2 rRNA genes are annotated in these 2,148 nt (G+C 62.8%); both read left to right on the forward strand.

What is annotated here, in order from left to right:
• The first annotated feature begins 217 nt into the window (after window positions 1-217).
• A 16S ribosomal RNA gene (locus tag BQ9843_RS00070) occupies window positions 218-1,726 on the forward strand.
• A 312-nt stretch (window positions 1,727-2,038) separates the two neighbouring features.
• Window positions 2,039-2,148 (forward strand): 23S ribosomal RNA (locus tag BQ9843_RS00075); the annotation flags it as partial.

The following is a 2,148-nucleotide window of genomic DNA, read 5'->3' on the forward strand; positions in this document are numbered from 1 at the left end:
GCATATCGGCTCCATCCGGGACAGATGCACTAAATCATACCAATTCGAAGTATGAGCGAATGTGTACGGAAGAATAACTTGATAAGGTCTGCCCGTCGGGCAGGCCCCATCATTTCCTAACCAACAAGCTTTTTTCAATCGAATGGATCCGATCAGCGAGAAGCTGGCCGGACGGACGCCTCGCGTCTGATACCGGGGGATGTCTCACATCCCCCTTTGGACGGAGAGTTCGATCCTGGCTCAGGATGAACGCTGGCGGCGCGCCTAACACATGCAAGTCGAACGGCACCCCCCTCCGGGGGGAAGCGAGTGGCGAACGGCTGAGTAACACGTGGAGAACCTGCCCCCTCCTCGGGAATAGCCGCGGGAAACCGCGGGTAATGCCCGACGACCCGGGGACCGCGCATGCGGCCCCCGGCAAAGCCCAGGCGGGAGGGGATGGCTCCGCGGCCCATCAGGTAGACGGCGGGGTGACGGCCCACCGTGCCGACAACGGGTAGCCGGGTTGAGAGACCGACCGGCCAGATTGGGACTGAGACACGGCCCAGACTCCTACGGGAGGCAGCAGTGGGGAATCTTGCGCAATGGGGGCAACCCTGACGCAGCGACGCCGCGTGCGGGACGGAGGCCTTCGGGTCGTAAACCGCTTTCAGCAGGGAAGAGACAAGACTGTACCTGCAGAAGAAGCCCCGGCTAACTACGTGCCAGCAGCCGCGGTAATACGTAGGGGGCGAGCGTTATCCGGATTCATTGGGCGTAAAGCGCGCGTAGGCGGCCTGGCAGGCCGGGGGTCAAATGCGGGGGCTCAACCCCCGCCCGCCCCCGGAACCTCCGGGCTTGGGTCCGGTAGGGGAGGGTGGAACACCCGGTGTAGCGGTGGAATGCGCAGATATCGGGTGGAACACCGGTGGCGAAGGCGGCCCTCTGGGCCGTGACCGACGCTGAGGCGCGAAAGCTGGGGGAGCGAACAGGATTAGATACCCTGGTAGTCCCAGCCGTAAACGATGGACGCTAGGTGTGGGGGGACGATCCCTCCGTGCCGAAGCCAACGCATTAAGCGTCCCGCCTGGGGAGTACGGCCGCAAGGCTAAAACTCAAAGGAATTGACGGGGGCCCGCACAAGCAGCGGAGCATGTGGCTTAATTCGAAGCAACGCGAAGAACCTTACCAGGGCTTGACATATGGGTGAAGCGGGGGAGACCCCGTGGCCGAGAGGAGCCCATACAGGTGGTGCATGGCTGTCGTCAGCTCGTGTCGTGAGATGTTGGGTTAAGTCCCGCAACGAGCGCAACCCCCGCCGCATGTTGCCAGCAGGTGAAGCTGGGCACCCATGCGGGACCGCCGGCGTCAAGCCGGAGGAGGGCGGGGACGACGTCAAGTCATCATGCCCCTTATGCCCTGGGCTGCACACGTGCTACAATGGCCGGTACAGAGGGATGCCACCCCGCGAGGGGGAGCCGATCCCGTAAAGCCGGCCCCAGTTCGGATTGGGGGCTGCAACCCGCCCCCATGAAGTCGGAGTTGCTAGTAATCGCGGATCAGCATGCCGCGGTGAATGCGTTCCCGGGCCTTGTACACACCGCCCGTCACACCACCCGAGTCGTCTGCACCCGAAGCCGCCGGCCCAACCGTATTCCGGGGGGAGGCGTCGAAGGTGTGGAGGGTGAGGGGGGTGAAGTCGTAACAAGGTAGCCGTACGGGAACGTGCGGCTGGATCACCTCCTTTCTAGGGAGAATGCACTCACCTGAAAGAAACACTCGAACTGACGGCGCGGGGTCACACCCGTCCGGCGCATCCGTCCCGGGACCCGCGGCGCCCGGTCCCCGGGGTCACCCCCGCGTACCTTGAGAGCCGCATAGCGAGACGGATCAAATATTCTGATTCGATCGATTCTCAATCTGTATTGAAGAAGTGAGAAGCATCTGATCGCGACCCCTCCCTCGAGGGGGGCGCGGTATGCGATACCCAATTATTATGACTAATTGAACGAACGTTACCATAGCATCATGATTTCATGCGGCGCCCGCGCTGGAAGCGCGGGAAGATATGTAGGGCGCACGGCGGATGCCTTGGCACAGGAAGCCGATGAAGGACGCGGCAAGCTGCGATAATCCGCGGTTAGGGGCACACACCCTTCGACCCGCGGG

This window comes from Collinsella bouchesdurhonensis (assembly GCF_900155365.1).
GTDB classification, from domain to species: Bacteria; Actinomycetota; Coriobacteriia; order Coriobacteriales; family Coriobacteriaceae; genus Collinsella; species Collinsella bouchesdurhonensis.